The sequence below is a fragment of the Pseudomonas mandelii genome (genome assembly GCF_024138395.1).
Taxonomy (GTDB): Bacteria; Pseudomonadota; Gammaproteobacteria; order Pseudomonadales; family Pseudomonadaceae; genus Aquipseudomonas; species Aquipseudomonas mandelii_E.
In genome coordinates this window covers 280,625-303,140 of record NZ_JAMYDU010000004.1, presented here as the reverse complement: position 1 = coordinate 303,140, position 22,516 = coordinate 280,625, and the positions used below count along the sequence as shown (strand labels likewise).

The 22,516-nt window shown below is 57.3% G+C and carries 10 protein-coding genes and 1 pseudogene; 3 read left to right on the top strand and 8 right to left on the bottom strand.

Annotated features, from left to right (window positions below; genetic code table 11):
• Nucleotides 1–12: 12 nt before the first annotated feature.
• The 6 genes from NHU87_RS09840 to NHU87_RS09815 all read right to left on the bottom strand — a co-directional run bounded on the left by NHU87_RS09840 (nt 13) and on the right by NHU87_RS09815 (nt 14,028).
• Nucleotides 13–5,340 (bottom strand): RHS repeat-associated core domain-containing protein, encoded by a 5,328-nt coding sequence (locus NHU87_RS09840; RefSeq protein ID WP_253547879.1) that lies wholly within the window; start codon nt 5,338–5,340, stop codon nt 13–15.
• A gap of 116 nt (nt 5,341–5,456) precedes the next feature.
• Entirely contained in the window at nt 5,457–8,822 is a 3,366-nt protein-coding gene (locus NHU87_RS09835) for a beta strand repeat-containing protein (RefSeq protein WP_253547877.1), read from the bottom strand.
• Between the two features lie 4 nt (nt 8,823–8,826).
• Nucleotides 8,827–9,975, bottom strand: coding sequence for a cytochrome-c peroxidase (locus tag NHU87_RS09830; protein WP_253547875.1), 1,149 nt, complete (start codon nt 9,973–9,975; stop codon nt 8,827–8,829).
• A gap of 941 nt (nt 9,976–10,916) precedes the next feature.
• Complete coding sequence (locus NHU87_RS09825) at nt 10,917–12,347, bottom strand: IS1182 family transposase (protein WP_253547873.1); 1,431 nt, start codon at nt 12,345–12,347, stop codon at nt 10,917–10,919.
• Between the two features lie 278 nt (nt 12,348–12,625).
• Nucleotides 12,626–12,991 carry a response regulator transcription factor gene (locus tag NHU87_RS09820; RefSeq protein ID WP_253548060.1) on the bottom strand — a complete coding sequence of 122 codons (366 nt, stop codon included), beginning with the start codon at nt 12,989–12,991 and terminating at the stop codon, nt 12,626–12,628.
• Nucleotides 12,992–13,035: 44 nt separating this feature from the next.
• Complete coding sequence (locus NHU87_RS09815; RefSeq protein ID WP_253547871.1) at nt 13,036–14,028, bottom strand: response regulator; 993 nt, start codon at nt 14,026–14,028, stop codon at nt 13,036–13,038.
• Between the two features lie 347 nt (nt 14,029–14,375).
• Here NHU87_RS09815 and NHU87_RS09810 point away from each other — a divergent pair, with 347 nt between their 5' ends.
• The gene (locus tag NHU87_RS09810) at nt 14,376–19,430 is read left to right on the top strand and encodes a trifunctional serine/threonine-protein kinase/ATP-binding protein/sensor histidine kinase (protein WP_253548058.1); all 5,055 of its coding nucleotides are present in this window, start codon (nt 14,376–14,378) and stop codon (nt 19,428–19,430) included.
• A gap of 54 nt (nt 19,431–19,484) precedes the next feature.
• Here NHU87_RS09810 and NHU87_RS09805 read toward each other — a convergent pair whose 3' ends face one another.
• The gene (locus tag NHU87_RS09805; protein ID WP_253547869.1) at nt 19,485–19,982 is read right to left on the bottom strand and encodes a helix-turn-helix domain-containing protein; all 498 of its coding nucleotides are present in this window, start codon (nt 19,980–19,982) and stop codon (nt 19,485–19,487) included.
• 298 nt (nt 19,983–20,280) lie between these two features.
• On the opposite strand from NHU87_RS09805, the gene NHU87_RS09800 reads away from it, so the two are divergent.
• Nucleotides 20,281–21,273 (top strand): MBL fold metallo-hydrolase, encoded by a 993-nt coding sequence (locus NHU87_RS09800; protein WP_253547867.1) that lies wholly within the window; start codon nt 20,281–20,283, stop codon nt 21,271–21,273.
• A gap of 23 nt (nt 21,274–21,296) precedes the next feature.
• Here NHU87_RS09800 and NHU87_RS09795 read toward each other — a convergent pair whose 3' ends face one another.
• Complete coding sequence (locus NHU87_RS09795; RefSeq protein WP_253547864.1) at nt 21,297–21,455, bottom strand: hypothetical protein; 159 nt, start codon at nt 21,453–21,455, stop codon at nt 21,297–21,299.
• Here NHU87_RS09795 and NHU87_RS09790 point away from each other — a divergent pair.
• Nucleotides 21,454–22,472: pseudogene (locus NHU87_RS09790) on the top strand (alpha/beta hydrolase). The gene NHU87_RS09795 and the pseudogene NHU87_RS09790 sit on opposite strands and share 2 nt — an antisense overlap.
• The last annotated feature ends 44 nt before the right edge of the window (nt 22,473–22,516 follow it).

Here is a 22,516-nt window from a genome sequence, read left to right as displayed (position 1 = left end):
ATTCTCTTTATTTTATTTTTTTTGAGTGTTTTTTGTATAGTCAAGAGCTCCGACAGTTCCGCCAAGAACTCCCATGCCTAAGGTCTTTTTACCTACCATCTGACCAACTAGACCTAAGTCATTTAGGGTTGGTGAGGGCTTTATAAACATATATGGATTAGGCGACTTTCCACCGATAGCACCGCCTACCGCACCACTAATCGCTGAGGCGCTGGCTCCAGCGGCTGAGTAATCGCTGGGTGTTGTAGTCAAGCCGTAGTTCAATAAATTGGTAGTTGCCCCGACTCCGGCAATTCCAAAGACACTCCCTCCGAGAGAAGTAGTGAGTAGGAAGCCGGCAATACCACCAGTAGCTGCGGACCAACCTACATTCTCCCAACTAACGCATGACCAATTCCCACCATTCTGCACAACCTGTGCGACTAGGCTTGTGACTGCTCCGACAACTGCACCGACACCAGTTCCCACAAGACCAACCAGAAATGTCCCCTGCGGGTCTGTATTACTTATTGGATTTCCAGTGACATAAGCATACGTATTGACCCCTCCCGCAAGGCCAATTGGATCTCCCGAAATAAAACGCCCAAAGCCCGGGGAGTAATACCGTGCCCGATAATAATAGAGGCCCGTGCCATCATTTTCCCGGCCGGTGTACTGCTGACTATTAGCATTGGCGGAGCCACTGCTGCTAGTTTGCCCGTAAGGCTCATAGGTATATTGAGTAGTGAGCGCTCCGCTGCTATCGGTGAGCGCTTGGGTTGAACCCAGCGCATCAACTAAGTGGTTGAAGGTGCTGCCACTGGCCTCAGTGCGGCTGAATACTTCATCTACGCCACCCGTGAGGAGGTTAGCCTGTACCGTGGGGGGGACAGTACCGGTCAGTTCTTGCACCGGATTGATGCCATCGAAGACATAACCGGTGGTCTGGCTGGCAATCGTCTTCTGGCTGCGCCTGTTGACCGCGTCATAACTGAAACTCCCGGATACGGTGCCCGTGAGCGTGCTCAGGCGCTGGCGTGAATCCCAGGTGTAGGTATTGCTGCCATCACTGGTCATGTTGCCGTTGGCGTCATACTGCAAAGAGGCGCCGCTCCATGCCGTCAATTGGTTAGCGGCGTTATAGCTGGTTGCGCTCACGGCGCTGGGGAGGGTAGTGCGGGCCAAGCTGCCGCCAAGTTGCACTCGCTGACCCGCATTGTCGTAGCCGTAGCTCAAATTTCCAAGGTTGGTACCGACCTTGACGTAATTTAGGTTGATCAGTTGGCCGGCGTTGTCGTAGCCGTAACCGACGGTCACTCCGTTGGGCAGGGTCAAGGTGCTACGACGGTTGTCCGCATCATAGGTGAACGCCGCACTCTGGCTGCCATTACTGAGATTGGTCAGGCGACTGCCAACGTCATAGGTGTAATTTACTGCTGTTTGACCCGCCACCGTCATGCTGGTGCGACGATCAGCTGCATCGTATGTGTAGGAGACGGTGCCTTGAGGTGTCGTCTCGCTGAGCAGATGATCCAGATTGTCATAGCTGCGGGTGATCGTACCGCCTTGAGTATCCACGATCTGTGTCAGGCGGTTACCACCATCGAAGGTATAGCCAACCGTGGCATCCGGCGCTGTCAACGAAGGACCACTGCCAATCAGGGTATGCCCGAAGGCTGACTGCGTACGCCGATTTAAGGCGTCATAAGTGTAAGTGGCGATGACGCTATTGGCGGCGGTCCACTGTGTCACATTATCTAGACTGTCAAGGTCACAGCTTTGCGTAGCATTCAATGGGTCGGTATAAGTCACGCGGCGATCGCGAGCATCATAGCTATATGTATGCACTCCGTTCTTGGCATCGGTGACGCTCAGAAGATTACTATTCGTGTCATAAGCAAAGGTGGTAGCGCTTCCTAGCGGGTCTGTAATCTTGGTTTTACGATCCAGCACGTCATAGTCAATTAAGATGCGGCGCCCCACGGAGTCAGCCATTGCCATGACGCGTCCCACAGTATCAGTGAGATAGCTAGTGGTCCGCCCCAATGGGTCGCTAACACTGGCGAGATCACCAAGAGAATAATGGAGCGTCGTATCCTCGCCGATAGGATCGGTGACCTGCGTTATCTGCCCTTGGCCATTCGACTTGAGTTTCACGGCATTGCCCAAGGGATCGGTAATCTGTGTCAGGCGTCCAAGACTGTCATAGCCGTAGTTGGTGGTATGACTCAGGCCGTCGGTGTGACTGGTCAGTTGATTGAATGATGCGTCGTAGGTATAGCTGTCCGTTACGGCCTGTGCTGTCCCTTGTAATCGGGTAATGCTGGTAAGGTTGCCGGCACCGTCGTACACGTATCCGGTCACTCGACCCAGGGCATCAGTGACGGACGTCACGATATTGGTGGTGGCATCGCGCTGGAGGCTATAGCTTTGCTGCTCGGGCAGACCTAGGCCATAGGTGTTTGTTGTGACATAGCCCGCCCCATTGAATGCCAAGCGCTCGATATTGCCGCGAGGATCCGTAATATCCGTCTGAGTGACTTGGCTGCCGCTGAGTGTATAGGCAAATTGATAGGTACCAGCCACGGGGCTGCCATAACCCAGGGTTTGCTGGGAGACCCGCCCATTGGCATCATAACTGTTGCTAAGGAGTACATTCCCGTTGGGCCGAGTAATGGTCAGCATGTGGTGGGAGCTGTCATAGGTATAGGTTTCCACACCACCATTCGCGTCGGTTACTGTCTCAAGATTCCCACTACTGTCATATGTGTAGTTGACCGTACGACCTATATTGTCGCTGGCCTGAGTAATACGATTGGTTGAGTCATAGGTAAAACTTAGCCAGCGTCCGTTGGGCGATGTCACCTGTTGCAAATTTCCGTTGGAGGCTCGCGTCAACGTGATCGTATTACCCACACGGTCCTTGATTTGAGTCATGGCTGCTTTTGCCGGCACGTTATTGCTTTCTGCATCCGGGAACCACATTTGGTAGCCATCTTTTAGCTTGAGCAGCCACGGCGAAGCACCGCCGACCCAGGAGATGGTCGCGCCCTGATACCGATTAAACGAGGAACTGTTGTGCAGGTACACCGCGCTCGCGTAAGTCGTACCTGATGAGATTCGGCTGAAGTGAATACGCTCGCCATTCGACAGAATCAGATCTTGATAGGTCCAAGGAGCGGTATCTCCCACCATGAAAATGTCATACACGTGATTGGTACCGACGCCGAAGGCGCGCGATCGTGTGTCCTCGGAGAGGTAAGTGCGAGTCAAGGTGAGTCGGAGAGTATCGGAGACCATCAGGTCGGTGTGTGGGTAGGTGAACAATCCCGTAGACGTATCCACTGGCTCGGCTTTGTCGCTCGAAGCAACCCCCAGTAACTGATTACCACCTCCGGCTGTAGGGTTTTTCGCGGGCGCCAGGGACGGCAAACTGACCATGGCTCCGGTGAACTCATAAATACCAACTCCGTCACCGGGAATCACCTGTTTACCGTTCGCGGAAACTAACCCCTCACCATAGACATACCAGCCTTTATAGCCCGGATCATAAGTCCAGAAGTCCATCTTCGAGCCGGGCGGACGGCTGTTGTAATTGGGATAAATGATCTGTGCTGCCTGAAAACTTTTGGGATCGATGGCTTGTAGATTCGCACTGCCTGGCTGGATGGTGAAGTACACAGGGATGCCGTGCGTGGGCAGCGGAAATGGAGTCCGATCAACAGGGATAGGCGTGATACTGACTGAGGTGACGACCTTGCCGTCGACGTCACGAATGACTGTTCCTTGGGGAATGTGCAACTCCAAACCAGGAATATGAGGCGTAGTGACAGTCACCTCACTTGTCGTAGGCGACGACAGGCTCACGGCATGTTGTGTATCGGTACGAGGCAACCAAATGGTGTATTGCAGGGACTGCGTTTTGCCATCCTGAAAAATGACGACCAGATCATCAAAAAAACCATAGCGACGGCCTGGCTTGTTGGCACCGGAGCCATCGATTCTCAGCGTTTGATTCCCGGTATTGATACCACTTAGTAGAAAGCGGCCAGTCGCGTCCGTAGTGGCGATTTGTTCGCCCATTTTTAATTTCACGCCTACGGCTGCCTTTCCATTCATCAACAGCACCTGACCCGCCAGGGCTGTAACCCCCGGGGGAGCTTGCAACGGTGGTAAGGCTTGTAAGGGGGAAGGCGGGCGATTGGCGCGCCAGTCCCCCGTGAAATGCTCCCGACCCGGGATCCAGTCCTCAGGGCCGGTATCGGCCATATCAGGACCAGGGGGATTGGCCAGCGGCTTGGTTTGGTCATTGAGGGCGTCAGGAGAGTTATTACTGGTACCCGTGGGCGCAGCACTGGCGGTCAGGGTCTGCGTAGTGAAGTTGTATCCCGTAAGTGGGAGTTGAGTATCACTCGCGTCCTTGGCGCCGCTGACAAAGACGCTGTAATGCGTATCCGGCAATAGCTCCTGCGTTGGGACAAAGAACACCGCTTGCCCGTTCTCCACGGGAGTTACTCTGCCGGTAATTTGACCGGTCGGGCCGATCACCGTCACGGTGTTGCTGTTCAGTGACTTCACCGCCATCGGCTTGGAGAAGCGCAGGCTGATCCAACTGCTGACAGCAACTGTGTTGGCATTTGCGGCAGGCAGACTGGCTTGCACTTGCGGCGGACTTTGCAGGGAGGGTGACGTCGCTAGCAAGCCGGATTGGTTCTCCTTCTGCAGTGAGAAAATTTGCCGGGATGGGTCATAAAGCTCGCCAAGCGTCACCGGTTGACCACTTTGATCTTTGCCTTCCAGGATCAGGACGGAATCCGCAGGCAAGGTTTGCGCAGTATGCCCATAACGGGCACTCAATAAGCCGGCGGGTAATTGAGTCACCGTTCCGGTCCGGGAATCCCACAGTTCTGCACTGGATAGCGCGACATGTTGCGTCGATAGGCCTCCCGCCAACAGAACACGACCATCCAGTAATAGGGTGGCCGTATGTTGAGTGCGTGCAGTAAAAGCAGCATTAGTAACAAGCTGCGACTGCTGCGTCTGAATATTCAAACGCTCTGCCTGGTTGAGGGGGCTGCTGTCCGCGCCGATGCCGCCAACGATAAGCACCGTGCCATCCGGCAACAAGGTAGCCGTATGGCCTTGGCGTGGAATGTTCAGGCTGCCTGCAAACAGCGTATTGGTGTTTGTCACTGGATCGATCAAGGTGAGTGTCGCCACTGCTGCGCCATTGTTTGCACCACCGCTAAGCAGCCAACGGCCATCCGGCAACAACGTGGCGGCTTCACCTGTATGACGCGTGGGCACGCTACCAGCAGCGCCGCCAATTGCCGAAGCGGCGATCGCCTGGGAACTCAGCATGGTTAGCGCAACCCACGCGATAAGCAGCAACAAGCAATAAGTCACTCGCTGTAACCAGACCTCAGTGTTAGAGGATGCAACGCAACCGGAGTAATTCCCTTTCATGGCGCATCACCTCAAGGATTGGTCACGCTGACGTTAATGGAGCCCACATTGGCAGCTGACGGGTCGACATAGATCGTATAGGTACCGGTGGTGGGAAGAGTCTGGGGCGACAAGTTAAAGCTGGCGCTGCTGGACGCGGTTGATGTGAGGGACGTGTTGTCGGGCTTCTTCAAAGTAACCACCACATAGCCCATGCTGTTGTTTGTTAGATGAACCGTTGCTGACTGACCCGAAGTCCCACTGAAAGTTATGCTCGCATTTTGACCCGCAGCCGTTGTGGTGACGGTCAATGCGGAGCCATTGATCGTGACAGAGCCAGTCACATCCGCCGGCACGCTGGTCAGGTGAAAGGTCATGCTGCCGGTGTCAGCGCTGCCCGGGTTGAGATAGATGGTATAGGTGCCCGTGGTCGGGAGCGTGAGGGTGTCCGTGAAGGATCCTGTCGACCACGAGTTGAAATAGATGTAACCGTTACTGGTGCTGGCATTGCCATTGGCATCCGGCTTGTAGACGTAGACCGACTCGCTGCGGCTATACGTGGAGCTGGGTGCACTGAGATAGATACGCTGGCTGGCGGTGCCGCTGAACGTGAGGCTGCCGTTCTGGCCGATGGCGGTGGTGGTCAGGGTAGCATCGGCACCATTGATGCTGATCGTACCCGTGACATCCGCAGGCACGCTGATCAGGTGAAAGGTCATGCTGCCGGTGTCAGCACTGCCCGGGTTGAGATAGATGGTATAGGCACCCGTGGTCGGGAGCGTGAGGGTGTCCGTGAAGGATCCTGTCGACCACGAGTTGAAATAGATGTAACCGTTACTGGTGCTGGCATTGCCATTGGCATCCGGCTTGTAGACGTAGACCAACTCGCTGCGGCTATACGTGGAGTTGGGTGCACTGAGGTAGATACGCTGGCTGGCGGTGCCGCTGAACGTGAGGCTGCCGTTCTGGCCGATGGCGGTGGTGGTCAGGGTGGCATCGGCACCGTCGATGCTGATCGTACCCGTGACATCCGCAGGCACGCTGATCAGGTGAAAGGTCATGCTGCCGGTGTCAGTACTGCCCGGGTTGAGATAGATGGTGTAGGTGCCCGTGGTCGGGAGCGTGAGGGTGTCCGTGAAGGATCCTGTCGACCACGAGTTGAAATAGATGTAACCGCTACTGGTGCTGGCATTGCCATTGGCATCCGGCTTGTAGACGTAGACCAACTCGCTGCGGCTATACGTGGAGTTGGGTGCACTGAGGTAGATACGCTGGCCCGAGGTGCCACTGAACGTGAGGCTGCCGTTCTGGCCGATGGCGGTGGTGGTCAGGGTGGCATCGGCACCGTCGATGCTGATCGTACCCGTGACATCCGCAGGCACGCTGAGCAGGTGAAAGGTCATGCTGCCAATGTCAGCGCTAGTTGGGTTGAGATAGATGGTGTAAGTACCCGTGGTCGGCAGCGTCAGGGTGTCCGTGAAGGATCCTGTCGACCACAAGTTGAAATAGATGTAACCGTTACTGGTGCTGGCATTGCCATTGGCATCCGGCTTGTAGATGTACACCCATTCACTGTGGCTATACGTGGAGTTGGGCGCACTCAGGTAGATGCGTTGGCCAGCAGTGCCACTGAACGTGAGGCTGCCGTTCTGGCCGATGGCGGTGGTGGTCAGGGTGGCATCGGCACCATCGATGCTGATCGTACCCGTGACATCTGCCGGCACGCTGATCAGGTGAAAGGTCATGCTGCCGATGTCGCTGCGATTCGGATTGAGGAAGATGGTGTAGGTGCCCGTGGTCGGGAGTGTCAGGGTGTCGCTGTAGGACCCGGTCGACCAAACGTTGCTATAAATGTTGCCACTGCTGGTGCTGGCATTACCGTTGGCATCCGGCTTGTAGATGTACACCCATTCACTTTGAGAGTATGTGGAGTTGGGCGCACTGAGATAGATACGCTGGCCGGCGGTGCCGCTGAACGTGAGGCTGCCGTTCTGCCCAATGGAAGGTGTTGCCACCCTGGCATCCGGACCGTCAATACTGATGATGCCAACTGGGTCTGGCGGCACGTCGTACAGGGTGAAGATAACGTTGCCCGTGCCGTTGTTGCCGGGGTTGATCAGGATTGTATAGGTCCCGCTCGTAGGCAAGGTGGTGGGATCGATATAGCCGGGGGAAGCACACTCGGTAGAGTTGGCTAGGATGCTGCCGTTGGGATTGTAGATGACCAAGGCGTAGCAAGCTGGAAAAGTCCCTCCCGCCAGATTCAGATAGATGCGCTGGTTCTGTGTACCATCAAACAGAAGCAGCGCCTTTTTACCCCCGGTTGTAATGCTGACCGTCTTGCTTACAGCGAAGGCAAGACGATCCATGTACTGGATGTCTGTGGCTAACAGGGGAGAAGGTGGAACAAACAAGTCTTGGGTACTGATTGCAGTGCCATAGGGTGTCGTGACGCTGACTTTACCGCCCATGGTGCTGGCGGGAACACTGGTGGCGATGCTGCTCGTACTCGTGGAAGTGATAATGGGTGAACGGAGGCTCAAAACTACTTTTTCTTTAGTTTTATCCGTTTGGAAGTTGCTTCCCGAAATGGTCACTGCAGTACCAGCTGTCCCGATAGTTGGCGTAAAGCTGGTAATGGTGGGGGCTTGGTTCGCAGCAATCGTAAAATTAGTCGTTGAGGTGGTACTGCCCCCAGGCGTGGTCACACTGATCGGCCCGGTAGTGGCGGCACTCGGTACCAACGCCGTGAGGCGGTTGGGGTAACTGGGATCGATGGTCACGGAACTGGCGGTTACGCCATTGAACTGCACAGTATTTTGACTTGCCGTGCTGCTGAAATTATTACCGTCAATGGTGACCGTTGTGCCGGTCGAACCTTGCGCTGGTGAAAAAGCCAGAACGCTGGGAGTACCCGCGGCATAGCTCTTGATGGCCGTGATATTACCTACCACATCGTAATTGTATTCGGCCGATGCCGTGGTGCTGGTAACGCCAGCGAGATGACCGGCCTGGTCATAGCTGTAGCCAATGGAGCCAGTGCCTATGGTAATGCTGACGGCGGAGGAGGTAGTGACGACGTTTTGGGAGTCGGTGGCCTTGGCTGTGAGGCTGTAAGTGCCAGGTGGAACGTTGCCCCACTTGAAAGTAAATGGCGGTATGGTGACCGTGCTCAGCAGTGTGCTGCCCTGATAAAACTCCACTTTGACAATGTTTCCAACATTCGTCTCAGCGTTTGCAGCCATGCTGACTGTCGTTGGGACGATAAATGAAGCGCCACTTGCTGGTGCCGTTAAGGTCACCGTTGGTGCGGCAGAGACTTCGGCGGCAAACGCCATGCTCAGCATCCACCATGTCATCACAACGAGCCGATACCAGCCTGACGCTTGCTGCGACATATCCCTATCCTCGGTTCTGTTGTGTGTGGGCTGATTCGCACGCAGCCTTTTGTTGGAAATGAGGGCTCGTTAGAGTTTTGAGAAATGCCACCAAATCGGTTTTTTCCGTGGGCGTCAGCACCAAAGGACGACTGGCTTGGATACCGCGGTAATACACTTCCAGGTCTACGGCTTCTTCGAGTGTTGCGATGCTCCCGTCGTGCATATAGGGCGCTGTCTCGGCCACGTTGCGTAGGCTGGGAGTACGAAAGCGACCGAGATCGATTGGATTCAGAGTGACGCTGAAACGGCCCAGTTCGGCCAAGGCGGGGTCCGATTGCACGAGTGTCTGCCGCTCGGTTGCAGTCAGTTTTGCAAACCGAATCGCCTCTGGGGCCAAGCGACCCGCCAGATACCTGAATCCCACACCCAGAGTGTGAAACTGCTGATCGGTGAACAACGCACTGGACTCGCCGATGACATGGCATTGCTCACATTGGGCACGACCACGAAATAACTCCAGGCCGCGCAAAGCATCTGTCGCCAAGGCTGTTTTGTCATGTCCATAGCGGTAGCGATCAAACGCAGAATTACCCGCCAGCAGGGTGCGCTCGTAGGCAGCGATGGCTTGTGCAACTTGCTCGGCCGTTAACGTCTCTGGTGAGGTCGCAAATACCTTCTCGAAAGCCGCAACATACTGGCTGTCCTGCCGAATGGTATGGAGTAACTGGGCCTCATCATTTACGGCGTGTTCGATCGGGTTAAAGAGGGGATCCGTAGCCTGCGACTCGAGGCTGTCGCGACGTCCGTCCCAGAACTGCGTTTCGGCAAAAACCGCATTGACGAGGGTAGGGGTGTTGCGGGTTCCAAGCTGGCGATGGATACCCTGGGCGCGCGGCAAGTCATCGATGAAGCCTCGTTCGGGTTTATGGCAAGAGGCACAACTGATCGAGCCGTCAGCACTCAGACGCTTGTCAAAGAATAGCGTTTTGCCAAGCTGGATTTTTCCCACCAGGTGATCGGGTGACGAGGCATCTGGTACGGGCGGAAGCCCCAGTAGGTTATCTACGGCTTGCTCCGTACAAGTCGCCAACAATTCGGGCAGAGGGGCAGCCATAACCATGTCGGCAGACAATAGCATCAGGCACATGCTTTGGTAGTGCACAGTGCGCATGCTCAGTACAGGTACTTAGGGGGCTGAAATAGGGAGCCGGGATGCCAGTGGAGGTAGGGGAGAAAAACGGAGTGTTTTGTATCAACCAATTGGCGAATGCTCAACAATTGCTGCTGAGACTTTAGACCTGAAGCCACCATAAGCACCTCCTTGTGAACCAGAGCCACATCGGGCTCGTCGTACACGTCGCATGCACAGCGGTTGGAACACTCACGTGTTCACGATGGGGGTCTTCATTCCATGACCTCGGGTCAGATCGAACGTCCACGATCTTGAGCATCCAGCACGAGGTGACAGTAGTACAGTGTTTGAAAACTCGCCAATGGGATCTTGGAAACCAACCAGCAAGGAGGTTTTTCTGCAATCGAGGTCGACGCTGCGAGGGTTGTTCAAGGGAGTAGAAAGACTTGACCCGAATACCTTGAACCGTGAATTTAATGTGCCAGCCCCCAATCAAGTCTGGTGCGGCGACATCACCTATATCTGAGTGCAAGGAAAACGACATTACCTAGACCTTCGTCTCCTATGGGGCGCAAGGTGATGATCAATGAGCCCGGTAAAACGAACGACTGCAAGCTTTCATTTGAGGCTTGTATGCGAGCCAAAGGTTGCCGGACTCAACCAGAATAGCTGGTGGAATTCCTGGTGCGGGAGCTACTACCCAGATTGAGGACTTGGCTCTCATCATTACTCACGAGTTACAGGGAGGACGTGAACGATACCATTACAGGGCAATGTCAGCCTCTGGCTGATAGCCGCCGGTTGCGAAGGGCAACTTGCGGCCCAGAGTGTGTAAAAACGCTCTGACCTCATCGTCTTGGATCATCGACCTTCGTTGGCTGAGCGATCGTACGGTCAATGCTGCGGGTCGCATCGGTCGCGACCTGGAATACGTCAACGCTGTTTTTACAGCCTCTGGGATGGGCCAAAATCAGCCTTTTTCAGGCCGTCAGCGCTTTCATCAAACCGTTGGCACCGATGATTTTCATCACCCGTTTCAAGTTGTAGGCGAGCACATTCAAGCTCATCTCCGCACTCACCCCGGCCAGCTTTCGCGTCAGGAAGTGCGTTGCACCCATCCATTGTTTGAGCGTCCCGAAGGGATGCTCAACAGTCCGTTTTCGGACTCGCATCATCTCTGGTGCTTTGTTCAGCCGAAGCTGCATTTCCTCCAATACGTCTTCATGCTCCCAGCGTCGAACTCGTCGTTCCGTGCTCGGTGTGCACTGCAATTTCAACGCGCAGCCCTGGCATTTCGAACTCCAGTAACGATGCAGCTTCAGGCCTTTTTCAACATAGGAATAGTGCCAGATCAGCGCCTCGCCAGCCGGGCAAATGTATTCTTTTTTTGCCGCGTCATAGACGAAGGCATCGTTATTGAAACGCCCGTCAGCCTTGGCTCCAGAGGTCATCGGCTTGGGCACATAGGCGGTGATGCCTGCATCGTGACAGGCCAGGATTTGTTCGCTTTTGAAGTAACCTCGATCAGCCACCACCGACACCGTATCTGACGCCATCGCTTCGCGGGCCTGCTTGGCCATCGAGCTGAGTTGATCGCGGTCGGAACCGACGTTGGTCACCTCGTGCGCAACGATCAAATGATGCTGGGTATCGACCGCTGTTTGCACGTTGTAGCCGACGATTCCCGTGCCGCGCGTCATCATGGAGCGGGCGTCTGGATCGGTCAGTGAGACCTGTTTGTCCGGCGATTCATTGAGCTGGATTTCGATTGCTTGAAGCTCCTTCATTTGAGTTTTGAGCTTGGCGATTTTCTCTTCCAGGCGCACGGCGCTGGGCTCGGAGGCTGTGGGTTCTTGCCGATCGGCAGTATCGAGTGCCGCCAGGTAACGATTGATACTCGATTCAATTTCTTCCATTCGCCGCTTCAGTTTGGCGCTGGTGAAATTACGGTCGCGGTTGTTGACTGCTTTGAATTTACTGCCATCGATGGCGACCAGATGTTCTCCGAACAATCCCAACTGCTGACACAGCACAACGAACTGGCGACAGACGCCTCGGATGGCCTTGCTGTTGTCTTTTCGGAAGTTGGCGATGGTCTTGAAATCCGGCATCAAACGCCCGGTCAACCACATCAGCTCGACGTTGCGTTGAGCTTCTCGCTCCAGCCGTCGGCTCGACTGGATGCGGTTGAGATAGCCGTAAATGTAGATCTTCAGCAAGATCGCGGGGTGGTAAGCCGGCCGGCCAGTATCGGCTGGAATGGCACCTTCAAAACCCAGCTTGACCAGGTCGAGTTCGTCGACGAAGACGTCGACTACACGCACCGGATTGGTATCGCTGACGTAGTCGTCGAGGCTCTCGGGAAGTAAGGTGCCTTGGCCTCGATATTCACCTTGGATAAAGCGCTTCATGGGCGATCCCTGCGATGAAATCCTCAGAAATCATAGCAAGTGTTCGGGAAGGCGTTTTTACACACTCTGGACCCAAAGCTGCCGGTCAGCATCAGCGGAAATTGGGCTAGTGCTGACCATTCCGAAAAACTCATTCAGACATCATTAGTGCGAGCCTGTTTTATGCCAATTTTTTGCTTGCATTCTTTCAGGCAAACATTGCCATCACCAAACGCTGGCTTGGGACATGCTGACCACATCCGCCTTGGCCGGTTGCTTGCGGCAGCATCAGAAGACTTTCAACGCTCACATTGAAGCGCAGACTCGATAGCGCTGAGTAAAGCTTCGCCGCTGAAGGGTTTACGCAAACATTCGATGGGCTTATAGCGGCTGGTTTCGGCCAGTGTCGCTTCATTCCAGTGTGCCGACATGCAAATCACTGGAAATTTTCTGTCTTTGAGCGTAAGCGCGTGCATGACCTCTATCCCTGACAGTCCGTTCATCTTCAAATCCAACAGCAGGCACGCGATGTCATCGAAGTTTTCGAGGGCCAGGAATTCCTCTCCCGAGTTGAATACCCGAGAGCGGTATCCCGCAGATCGGAGCAGATTGGCCAGGCTTTTACGCACGGACGCATCGTCGTCCACGATACAGACGATGATCATGGCGCTGACGGATGACCCGGGCGCGGCGCAGTCATTGTTGGTAGTCATGTAGGACTTTGCACGCCAAACGTCGGCTCTGAGCTAATCAAGCCATACAGGTTGACCAGGTTCACCAGCGAGCGCGTCTGCATCTTCTCCATGATGTGTTTGCGGTGGACCTTGGCGGTGATTTCGCTGGTGCCCAGCCGGTTGGCGATATGTTTGTTGGACAGACCCTCCACGATCAGTGGCAGCACTTCGCGCTCACGGGGGGTCAGCAGGGTGGCCTTTTTACGGGCGCCCTGAATGCGCTGCCATTGCTCGAATGCCATCGCTGCACGCTGACGGGTGGTGCGCAGGGTACCGAGCAACTGCTCGTCGTTGAAAGGTTTGGTCATGAACTCGACCGCTCCCGCTTTCATGGCCTGCACAGACATCGGGATGGTGCCGAACCCTGTCATGAAAATCACCGGCCACGGACTTCCGCGTTGTCCGAGTGCCGATTGCAGTTCCAGACCTGTCGCCTCGGGCAGGCTGACGTCCAGCAACAGGCAAGCGGGGCCAATGTCGAGGTCAGCGTTGAGCAATTCTTCGGCAGAGGTGAATATCCGGTGCGCGATGCCTTCGGCCCGCAGCAAACGACTGAGTGCTGTGCGTACGGACGCTTCATCATCCACGATGTACACTGGCACGCTGTCAGGATCGATCGTCTCCTGCTCTTCGGATGCATAGGCGCCCGGTGATACCGGATGGAACAGGGGCAGGGGCGGTTCACGTTCTTTCAATAATCGGTAACCTCGGCGCGGGACCGTCTGGATGAGCTCTTTTTCTCCGAGCAACTTGCGCAGCGAGGAAATCTGCACCTGCAGATTGTTTTCCTCGACGACGGTGTCAGGCCAGACTAGTGTGATCAATTCATCTTTGCTGACGATTCGGCCATCGGCCTGCATCAGCACCGAGAGGATTTCGAACGCCCGCCCCCCAACACGCAGCGGCCGTCCATCAAGAAAGGCTTCACGCCGTTCCAGGGAAATAGTGGCTTGGCCGAGTCGGATCATACGTTCCTCTGCACTGAGTTGAGGGGGAGTGACGCCGGAACGCCGTTTCATCAGGGCTACACGCTAGGGGACGGTCTCGCATAATGCAATTATCCCGAGGGATAACACGCAGCGATTTCAGTGCGCAAAAACAACAGGCCGCGGGGGCTCTCGACTGCCATCCTGGTGCCGATAACGGACAGGATTGCTCGGGCGCAGCCATCGGGCCAGAGCCTTGCGTATACTCACCGGCTCAGCCCGAAACGAATCTACAGCGGGAATTGTTCATGCCCAGCAGCTCTCTCTCAGCATCCCACAGTCTTGATGTCTTATACGATGAGGCCTGGCTTGAGCGTTGCACCTTCGCAATACTGCGCCGGGAAAACGACCTGACCTGGTTCACGCTCCAGGATCGGCAATCGGGCACACGCTGGCTCGCCGCCCGGGCGCCGATTCAGCGGCCTGCCGTATGCCAGCGGCTGGAACGCGATTTTCACCTGCGCCTGGATCCGGCTTGGGCGATTGCCCCTGTCGCCTTAATTCGCTCGGCAGAGGGGCCTTTGTTGATCTATCCCGAGTCCGGGGTGCCGCTGACTGATTTGATGGGTGACACAGGGTTGCCACTGGCGCGTGTGCTGGTCATCGCCGTAACCGCGGCCAACGCACTCGCGAGCGCCCAGAAGATGGGCGTGAGATATGCCAGTCTGCTACCCCACCACTTGGTTGTGGACGCCGCTGACTCGGTCAGACTGCTGAGTTTTCACAGCCATACCGGGGAGGTGCCCGCCGTTGAACTACCTGGACTGGAGCAATGGCCTTATCTGGCTCCCGAGCAGGTGCGACGCGATGCCGCCAATTTTGATGCGCGCAGCGATGTCTACGCGCTGACCGCGATTCTTTATCAAGCGCTGACCGGCCGACTCCCGCTCACCGCCCGCGAGCCGTCCCAATGGCTGCACGTGCACGCCGCTGTCCAGCCGGAATCACCGGCGATTCATGTCAACGATCTACCGGAAGGCATCTGCCGGGTTCTGCTCAAAGGCCTGGCGAAAGAACCGGGTGCCCGCTACCAGAGTGCCGAATCAATGGCCGCGGATCTGGCTTGGTGCCTACAGCAGTGGCTGGAACATGAGCGTATCGACGCGTTCCGCCTGGGCGCTTTCGATGCGTTGCCTTCCTTGGCCCGCAGCGATGTGCTGTTCGGTCGAGAGGCCGAGCGTACGCAGTTGGTCGAGCTGATGCATCAGGTAGGCAACGATGGCATTGCCCGGGTTCTGTTGGTCGGTGGCGCGCCGGGTGCCGGCAAGTCGACGCTGATCCATCAGGGTGTCAGGCCCGTGGCGCCCGGCTACTGGGCCAGCGGCAAGAGCAATCTGTTGCAGCAGGAAATTCCATTTGCACCCTTGGCAGAAATCTTCAAGTCGCTGGTGACACAGTTGCTGGGCAAGCCGGCTCTGGAGCTGCAGACGCTGTGCGAGCAACTGGTCGAACGGCTTAAGGGACGGGGCAGGCTTCTGGTGGAACTGGCGCCCGAGGCCGAACTGGTCATCGGGGTCACACCTGAGCTGCCGAACATGCCGGCCCGACATGCGCTCGATCGCGCCAACCGGACCCTGCTCGATGTATTGGAAGTCTTCGCTCAGCCGGGACGCCCCCTGGTGCTGTTCGTGGATGACGTGCAATGGGCGGACGATTCGACGCTGTCGTTTTTGCAGGCCTTCGTCGCCCGGCAGCCCCGGCATCTGGTGTTGATCCTGGCGTATCGCGAGGCGGAGTCGCAGGCCCTCGAGCGCGAGGGGGGAGTGCTGGAGGTACTGGGCCGCGAGCAATCGTTGCCCTGTGCAAGCGTCATGTTGGGGCCGTTGTCGGTGGCTGCGGTCGCGGAGCTGATCGCGGTTGAGCTGGACACTGACCCCAGGGAGATTGAGGCGCTCGCGCAAGTCGTGCATCACAAGACGGCCGGCAACCCTCTGTTCGTCAGCCAAGTGTTGCGCGCATTGATCGATGAATGTCTGGTGCGCTTCGACGTGCAGGGTCGCCGCTGGGTCTGGAATCAACAGGAGGTGGACGGTTATCGCTACGCCGACAACGTCGCGGACTTGATGGTACTGCGACTCGAACGGCTGTCATCGATGGAGCGCGAAGTGCTGCGCACGGCTGGCTATGTCGGGGGGCGCTGTGATGAGTCACTGCTGCACCGGCTATTTCCGTGTGAGCTGCAACAGATCACACGTGATGTGCAAAGCCTGGTCGACGCAGGTTTTCTGCTGCGTGAGCACGAGCAACTGGTGTTTCCCCATGACCGTGTGCTTGAGGCGGCCTGTCAGCTTGGGGCGCCAGCGGGACGCGCCGCCGAGCATGCGCGTATCGCCGGCGCCATGCTTGATCATTGGGGCGAGCAGATCCATGAGCACGTGTTCGAAGTGGCCAGTCAGGTCCAGCGCATTGACGCCGATGAACTGGAGGCGCATCGCCGCGCCGCGTTCGTCGAACTGTTGGTCGAAGCCGCCGAACGCGCCCGGGACACCGCCGCTGTCGAGCAGGCCGTGGGCTATCTTCGCACGGCCGAAAGTCTGCTCGGCCAGACGGGTTGGTCGAGCCTCTACACCCAGGCGTTCGCCACCCACTGGTTGGCGGCCGAGTGCGACATGCTCCTGGCCGATCTGACCGGTGCCCAACGCCGCCTCGACGACTGCCTGACCCACGCCACCACAGCGCTTGACCGCGCGAAATCCTATCGATTATTAGCCACCTTGCGCACGCTGCACTCCGATTACGAGGGGGCGATCACCGAGGCGTTGAACGGTCTGGCCCTGCTGGATATTCCCCTTCAGCGCAGGCCCTCACAGAACGATTTGACCCTGGCATTTACCCAGGTTCGTGAGCTTGTCGGCGCACGCCGCATCGCCGATCTGGTGCATTTGCCAAAGGCCGATGACCCTCCTATCGAAGCGGCCATGGAGTTGCTCAGTACGTTGATTTCTTCGTTCTTCGTCGACGACGACATTCGTTTTCTGCATTTGGCAAAAATGGTCGAACTCACGCTGCTGCATGGGACCACGCCTGGCAGCGGTTACGGTTTTGCCTGGTTTGGCGTGATGATTGCCGAACGCTATGGCGAGTATGTGGACGGGCAGGCGTTCGCCGAAGTGGCTCTTGAACTCACTGACAAGCACGGCTACGAAGCAGGGCGCACAGGCACGCTGGTGGCGCTCGATCAGGTCAGCCCCTGGACCCGACCGATGGCGTACGCTCGACAGAAGGCCTTCGCCGCATTCGAGTGCGGCCAGGCTGGCGGCGACTTGGGCATGTCCTGCTATGCCTGCAACCACATCGGTTCCGACCTGCTGTTCATGGGCGAACCCTTGCAAGGGGTGTTGAACGAACTGGAGCATGGGTTGGCGTGGGTGCGGCAATTTCATTACATCGATATCGAGCGCATCCTGCTGGCGCAACAGGCATTCGCCACCGATCTGCGCGACGGGCGCCTGCATCGGCCGTTGGCCGAACTAGATGGCATCGAACATGACCGTTTCGGCCCCATCGACCGTATCCGTGTGTCGCAGCCGACGCTGTTCTGGTCGTGGCTGTATTCAGGTATGTCGGCGTTTTTTTTCGGCGATATCCTTTACGCATTGCGACGTTTCGAAGAAGCCGCCGCGCTGGCCTGGTCAATTCCGGCGCATATCAATCTCGCAGATTACTACCTGTTCTATTGCCTGGCGCTGGGCAGTGCGCAAGCGCCGGGCGAGGTGGCGGAAAAACTGGAAAAACTCGAGCGGCAACGCCAGCGGTTTCTGCCGTGGGTCGAGCTCAACCCGACAACCTTCCGCAACAAACTGCTGCTGATCGAGGGGGTCATCGCCCGCTTGCGCGGTCAGGAACTGGTAGCTATCCGTTGTTTCGATCAGTCGCAGATCGCTGCGGCGGCGGCCGGTTTCATCCATGAGCAAGCGCTGGCCCATGAACAGCTGGCAGATATCTGCCTACCCAACGGGCTGGTGTCGGGTGCCAGCCACCACCTGCGTATCGCGCGCGATTGCTACAACCTGTGGGGCGCCGACAGCAAGGCACGTCAATTGGAAACTTTGCACCCGTTTCTGAGTGCGGAGCCGTTGTTCGAGCCGGTCCGGCCTGTGACCCAGGTCCGTCTCGACCTTGAAGTGGGGATCGAAGCGGCGCGTGCACTGTCGCAGGAGGTTCTGCTCGAACGATTGGTCGAAACCCTGATGAATCACTTGATGATTCAGGCCGGTGCCGACAATGGGGTGCTGATGATCGTCAGCGGTGCCGAACTGCAACTGGCGGCGACGGCTTCGGTCGAAGCCGGAAATGTACGGGTCGCTCTGGACGCCGGGCAACCGCTCGAACAGATGGCGCCGGCCTCGGTGCTCAACGCCACGATGCGCACGCGCACGACCCTGGTGCTCGACGATGCCCGGGCCGATTGTCCCGAGGCCTACAGCGCCGATCTGCAACAGCGCCAGATACGGTCGGTGTTATGTTTGCCGTTGCTCAAGCAAGGCACGCTGATCGGCCTGGTCTATCTGGAAAATAGCCTGGTCCCCAAGCTGTTCAGCGCCCAGCGCCTTACCATGCTGGAAATTCTCGCCTCTCAGGCCGCGGTGTCACTGCAAACCGCCAAGCTTTATGAACAGTTGGTCGAGGACAACCAGCTACGCGCGCAGATGGAAGCGGACTTGCGCAGTTCCCGCGCGGAACTGGCGCGTAGCTCGCACCTCAAGGTCATGGGCGAGCTTTCTGCTTCGATTGCCCATGAAATCAGTCAGCCGTTGCTAGGCATCGTGTCCAATGCCTCGGCCAGCCTGCGCTGGCTCAAGCGTGATCAGCCCGATCTGGAAGAGGCGATTCAGGGACTGGAAGACATTCGCTCGGACAGCGCCCGCGCCGCGGACATAGTCCAGGCGCTTCGCGCACTCGCCAAACAGGCGCCGTTGCAACGGTTGCCGGTGCAAATCGATCACTTGATCGCAGAGGTCGTGCGCCTGACTGCCACCGACCTGGCGAACCGCAATGTGCGCCTGGAGACCCGGCTCGAAGCACAATCCCCGGTGTCGGTCGACGCGGTGCAGATCCAGCAGGTGGTGTTCAACCTGATCACCAATGCGCTGGAGGCCATCGCCGGAGCAGGGTTGCCCAATGGACGCATCATCATCGGCTCAGCGGTAAAGGACGCTCATGTCCAGGTCTGCTTCCAGGACAACGGCCCCGGAATTGACGCACACCAGCGCGAGCAGATCTTCGATGCTTTCTACACCACCAAAGGCAGCGGTATGGGAATGGGTCTGGCCATCTGCAGGTCGGTGATCGGCGCACACGGCGGGACGCTGATGGTCCAGGACAGCGAGCAGGGCGCCCTGATTTGCTTCAACCTGCCCCTAGCATCGGCCAGCGCCGGATAAAAAAGGCCGCAGAGCGGCCAAAGGGAGGGGTTCGTTATGTCGATCTCGATCAGTTCACGCGTGCAGCTCTTGTGCGCGCGACTGTCCCACGCTGTCGGCCAGGTTATCGTGAACTCTCCAGTTGGGTATGTCCCTATCTATCACTGGCGTCTGGGGAGTGTGGCTCGTTGCATGATCAAAGGCCCGGCGCCATGCCTTGGGTGGCATCCCTTCCAAGCGGCTGAAGGTGCGGGTGAAATGCGAGTGGTCCGCAAAACCGCATTCATAGACGACGTCGGTGATCGGCATCGAGGTGGTCAGCAGGCTTTTGGCTTTTTCGATCTTCATCATCACTAGCCAGCCTTGAGGCGAGTGGCCGGTAACCTTTTTGAATGCTCGGGAAAAATGGCTACGGGACAGGTTGCAGTGTTCGGCAATCGCGCTGATACGAACGCCGCTGCCCATGTCACGCAGCATCAGCTCCTTGGCACGGCGCTCCTGCCAGCCGGACAGGCCGCCCAACGGCCGTACAACAGGGCATGGATGGTTTGAATTCACCGATTGCGGGTTCATGGTGGCTCTCCTGATCGTTCAGGAAAGTCTGTCCGCCGACGACATTTAAAGTCCTTAAGCAAACCTTAAGAGTTATGAAAGTGAGCTTTGTCACACGCGTTGGACAGCACACCGGTTTAGGCGGCGAACCCTTGAAAACTCTCTGCAGGTCCAATGATCAAAGTCCATTCATATGCAGTGTCATACCACTGCGCTAAATCAGCACATCGCTGCTATTTCACGGTGTTGGGCGGGTTGCATGATCGAATTTACTCGGCTGACGTGATTAGCCGTTTTCTGACTCGATCAAAGGTGAGGCATGAAGCATTCTCTGGTTTGCACACTGCGTGGATTCGGCCTGGCATTCGTGCTGACTTCTGTTGGCGCCCAGGCTCAGGCGCCGATTCAGGCCACTCAGGTCCCCGGCTACTATCGGTTGGCGGTGGGGGATTACGAAGTGACGGCGCTGTTCGACGGTTACAACGATCTTTCACCGAAGCTGCTACAGGGCATGAGCCAGAGTCAGATCCGCGCGCTGCTCGCCCGTCGTGCGATTGAAACACCGGGCGTGCAGACGGCGTTTAACGCCTTCCTGATCAATACTGGCAAACAACTGATTCTGGTCGACACCGGGGCCGGGCAGTGCATCGGCGCTACCGCAGGCCAGCTCTCGGCCAACATACAAGCCGCCGGCTACAAGCCGGATCAGGTCGATGCCATCCTGCTTACGCACTTGCATCTGGATCATGTCTGCGGTCTGGTGGATGGTCAGCAGCAGCCGATCTTCGCCAAAGCCTCTGTGTATGCCGCCAAGGCCGAGGCCGATTACTGGCTAGACCCGCAGGCGCTGGCTAAAGCTCCGGAGGCGGCCAAAGGCTTCTTCAAGATCGCACAGGACTCCACTGCACCTTACATCGCCGCGGGGCGCTTCAAAACCTTCTCCCCGGGTCAGTCGCCGCTGCCGGGTGTGGTCGAGGCCCAACTGGAGACCGGACACACGCCGGGCAGCAGCACTTACCGCTTCACCTCCCAGGGGCAGAGCATCCTGTTCATGGGGGATCTGGTGCACGACCTCGCCGTGCAATTCCTGCACCCGGAGGTGTCGATCGGGTTCGACGTTGACAATCAGCAAGCGATCAAGAGTCGCAATCAGGTGTTCAGTGCCGCTGCCGCGAGCAAGACCTGGGTGGCGGCCGCGCACTTGCCGTTCCCCGGCATCGGTCATATCAGCGCCGTGGACAAGCATTTCGAGTGGGTGCCGTTGGAGTACGGGCCTTACAAACGAGCGGCCAACGTTCCGCTGATCGAGTAATGCCCGCTGCACCCGCGCCTGACTCAACACAAGAAAGTGCGCCGGACAGCGATCACGCCGGTTTTTGAGGTGCCTTCGGCTGTTCGTATTTTGCCTTCCGAAAATAAATAAAAAGCGCCGGCCGAACTTACCGGCGCCGACTTCACATATTCAAACTCAAACAACCAAAAAGGATTACCCATGGACATCATCCAGAAAACTCTGGCCATTTCTCTCCTGGCTATTTCCATAGGCAATGCCATTGCCGCAGGCAGTCCAGGCGTCGAGCACAACACCCAAGCCTTTCTTGAAGCCCTGGCGGCCGGTGGCGGAAAACCGCTGGAGCAACTGAGCCCGAAAGACGCCCGTGCGGTGCTGACTGGCGCACAAGCCTCAGTGAAAGTGGACCTGTCCGGTGTGGAGTTCAGCGACAAGGCGATCAAGGTCGATGGCCAGACCCTCAACCTCAAAGTGGTGCGCCTGGCCAAGGTCAAAGGCGAGTTGCCGGTGTTCATGTTCTTTCACGGTGGCGGCTGGGTACTGGGCGGCTTCCCGACTCACGAGCGCCTGATTCGTGACCTGGTGGTGGGCTCCGGTGCAGTGGCGGTGTACGTCGACTACACACCGTCGCCGGAAGCGCATTACCCGACGGCGATCAACCAGGCCTACGCGGCGACCCGCTGGGTGGCCGAACATGGCAAGGAAATCAACGTCGACGGCAAACGCCTGGCGGTGGCCGGCAACAGCGTGGGCGGCAACATGGCGGCGGTCGTGGCCTTGATGGCCAAGGAACAGAAAGCCCCGGCCTGCGCTTCCAGTTACTGATGTGGCCGGTCACCAACGCCGGGTTCGACAATGGGTCGTATCAGCAATTTGCCGAGGGTCACTTCCTGACGAAGGGCATGATGCAGTGGTTCTGGGACAACTACACCACCAACCCGGCCGAGCGCGCACAGATCCATGCCTCACCGCTCAACGCCAGCGCCGAACAGCTCAAGGGTCTGCCGGCCGCCTTGGTGCAGACCGCCGAACTCGACGTATTGCGTGATGAAGGCGAAGGTTATGCCCGCCACCTGGATGCGGCCGGTGTGCCGGTCACCTCAGTGCGCTACAACGGCATGATCCATGACTTCGGCTTGCTCAATCCGCTGAGCTCGATTCCGGAGGTCAGGGCTGCGGTGCGTCAGGCAGCACTAGAGCTCAAAACGCATCTGAACTGAGTCCCCAAAATGAAGCACAAGGATGCAAGCCTGGCAAAACCGAA

Bases quoted from the DNA above. Each gene is read 5' to 3' on its own strand.
- NHU87_RS09840 (WP_253547879.1), bottom strand. From the start codon at position 5,340: ATGCTGAGTTCCCAGGCGATCGCCGCTTCGGCAATTGGCGGCGCTGCT.
- NHU87_RS09835 (WP_253547877.1), bottom strand. From the start codon at position 8,822: ATGTCGCAGCAAGCGTCAGGCTGGTATCGGCTCGTTGTGATGACATGG.
- NHU87_RS09830 (WP_253547875.1), bottom strand. From the start codon at position 9,975: ATGCGCACTGTGCACTACCAAAGCATGTGCCTGATGCTATTGTCTGCC.
- NHU87_RS09825 (WP_253547873.1), bottom strand. From the start codon at position 12,347: ATGAAGCGCTTTATCCAAGGTGAATATCGAGGCCAAGGCACCTTACTT.
- NHU87_RS09820 (WP_253548060.1), bottom strand. From the start codon at position 12,991: ATGATCATCGTCTGTATCGTGGACGACGATGCGTCCGTGCGTAAAAGC.
- NHU87_RS09815 (WP_253547871.1), bottom strand. From the start codon at position 14,028: ATGATCCGACTCGGCCAAGCCACTATTTCCCTGGAACGGCGTGAAGCC.
- NHU87_RS09805 (WP_253547869.1), bottom strand. From the start codon at position 19,982: ATGAACCCGCAATCGGTGAATTCAAACCATCCATGCCCTGTTGTACGG.
- NHU87_RS09800 (WP_253547867.1), top strand. From the start codon at position 20,281: ATGAAGCATTCTCTGGTTTGCACACTGCGTGGATTCGGCCTGGCATTC.
- NHU87_RS09795 (WP_253547864.1), bottom strand. From the start codon at position 21,455: ATGGGTAATCCTTTTTGGTTGTTTGAGTTTGAATATGTGAAGTCGGCG.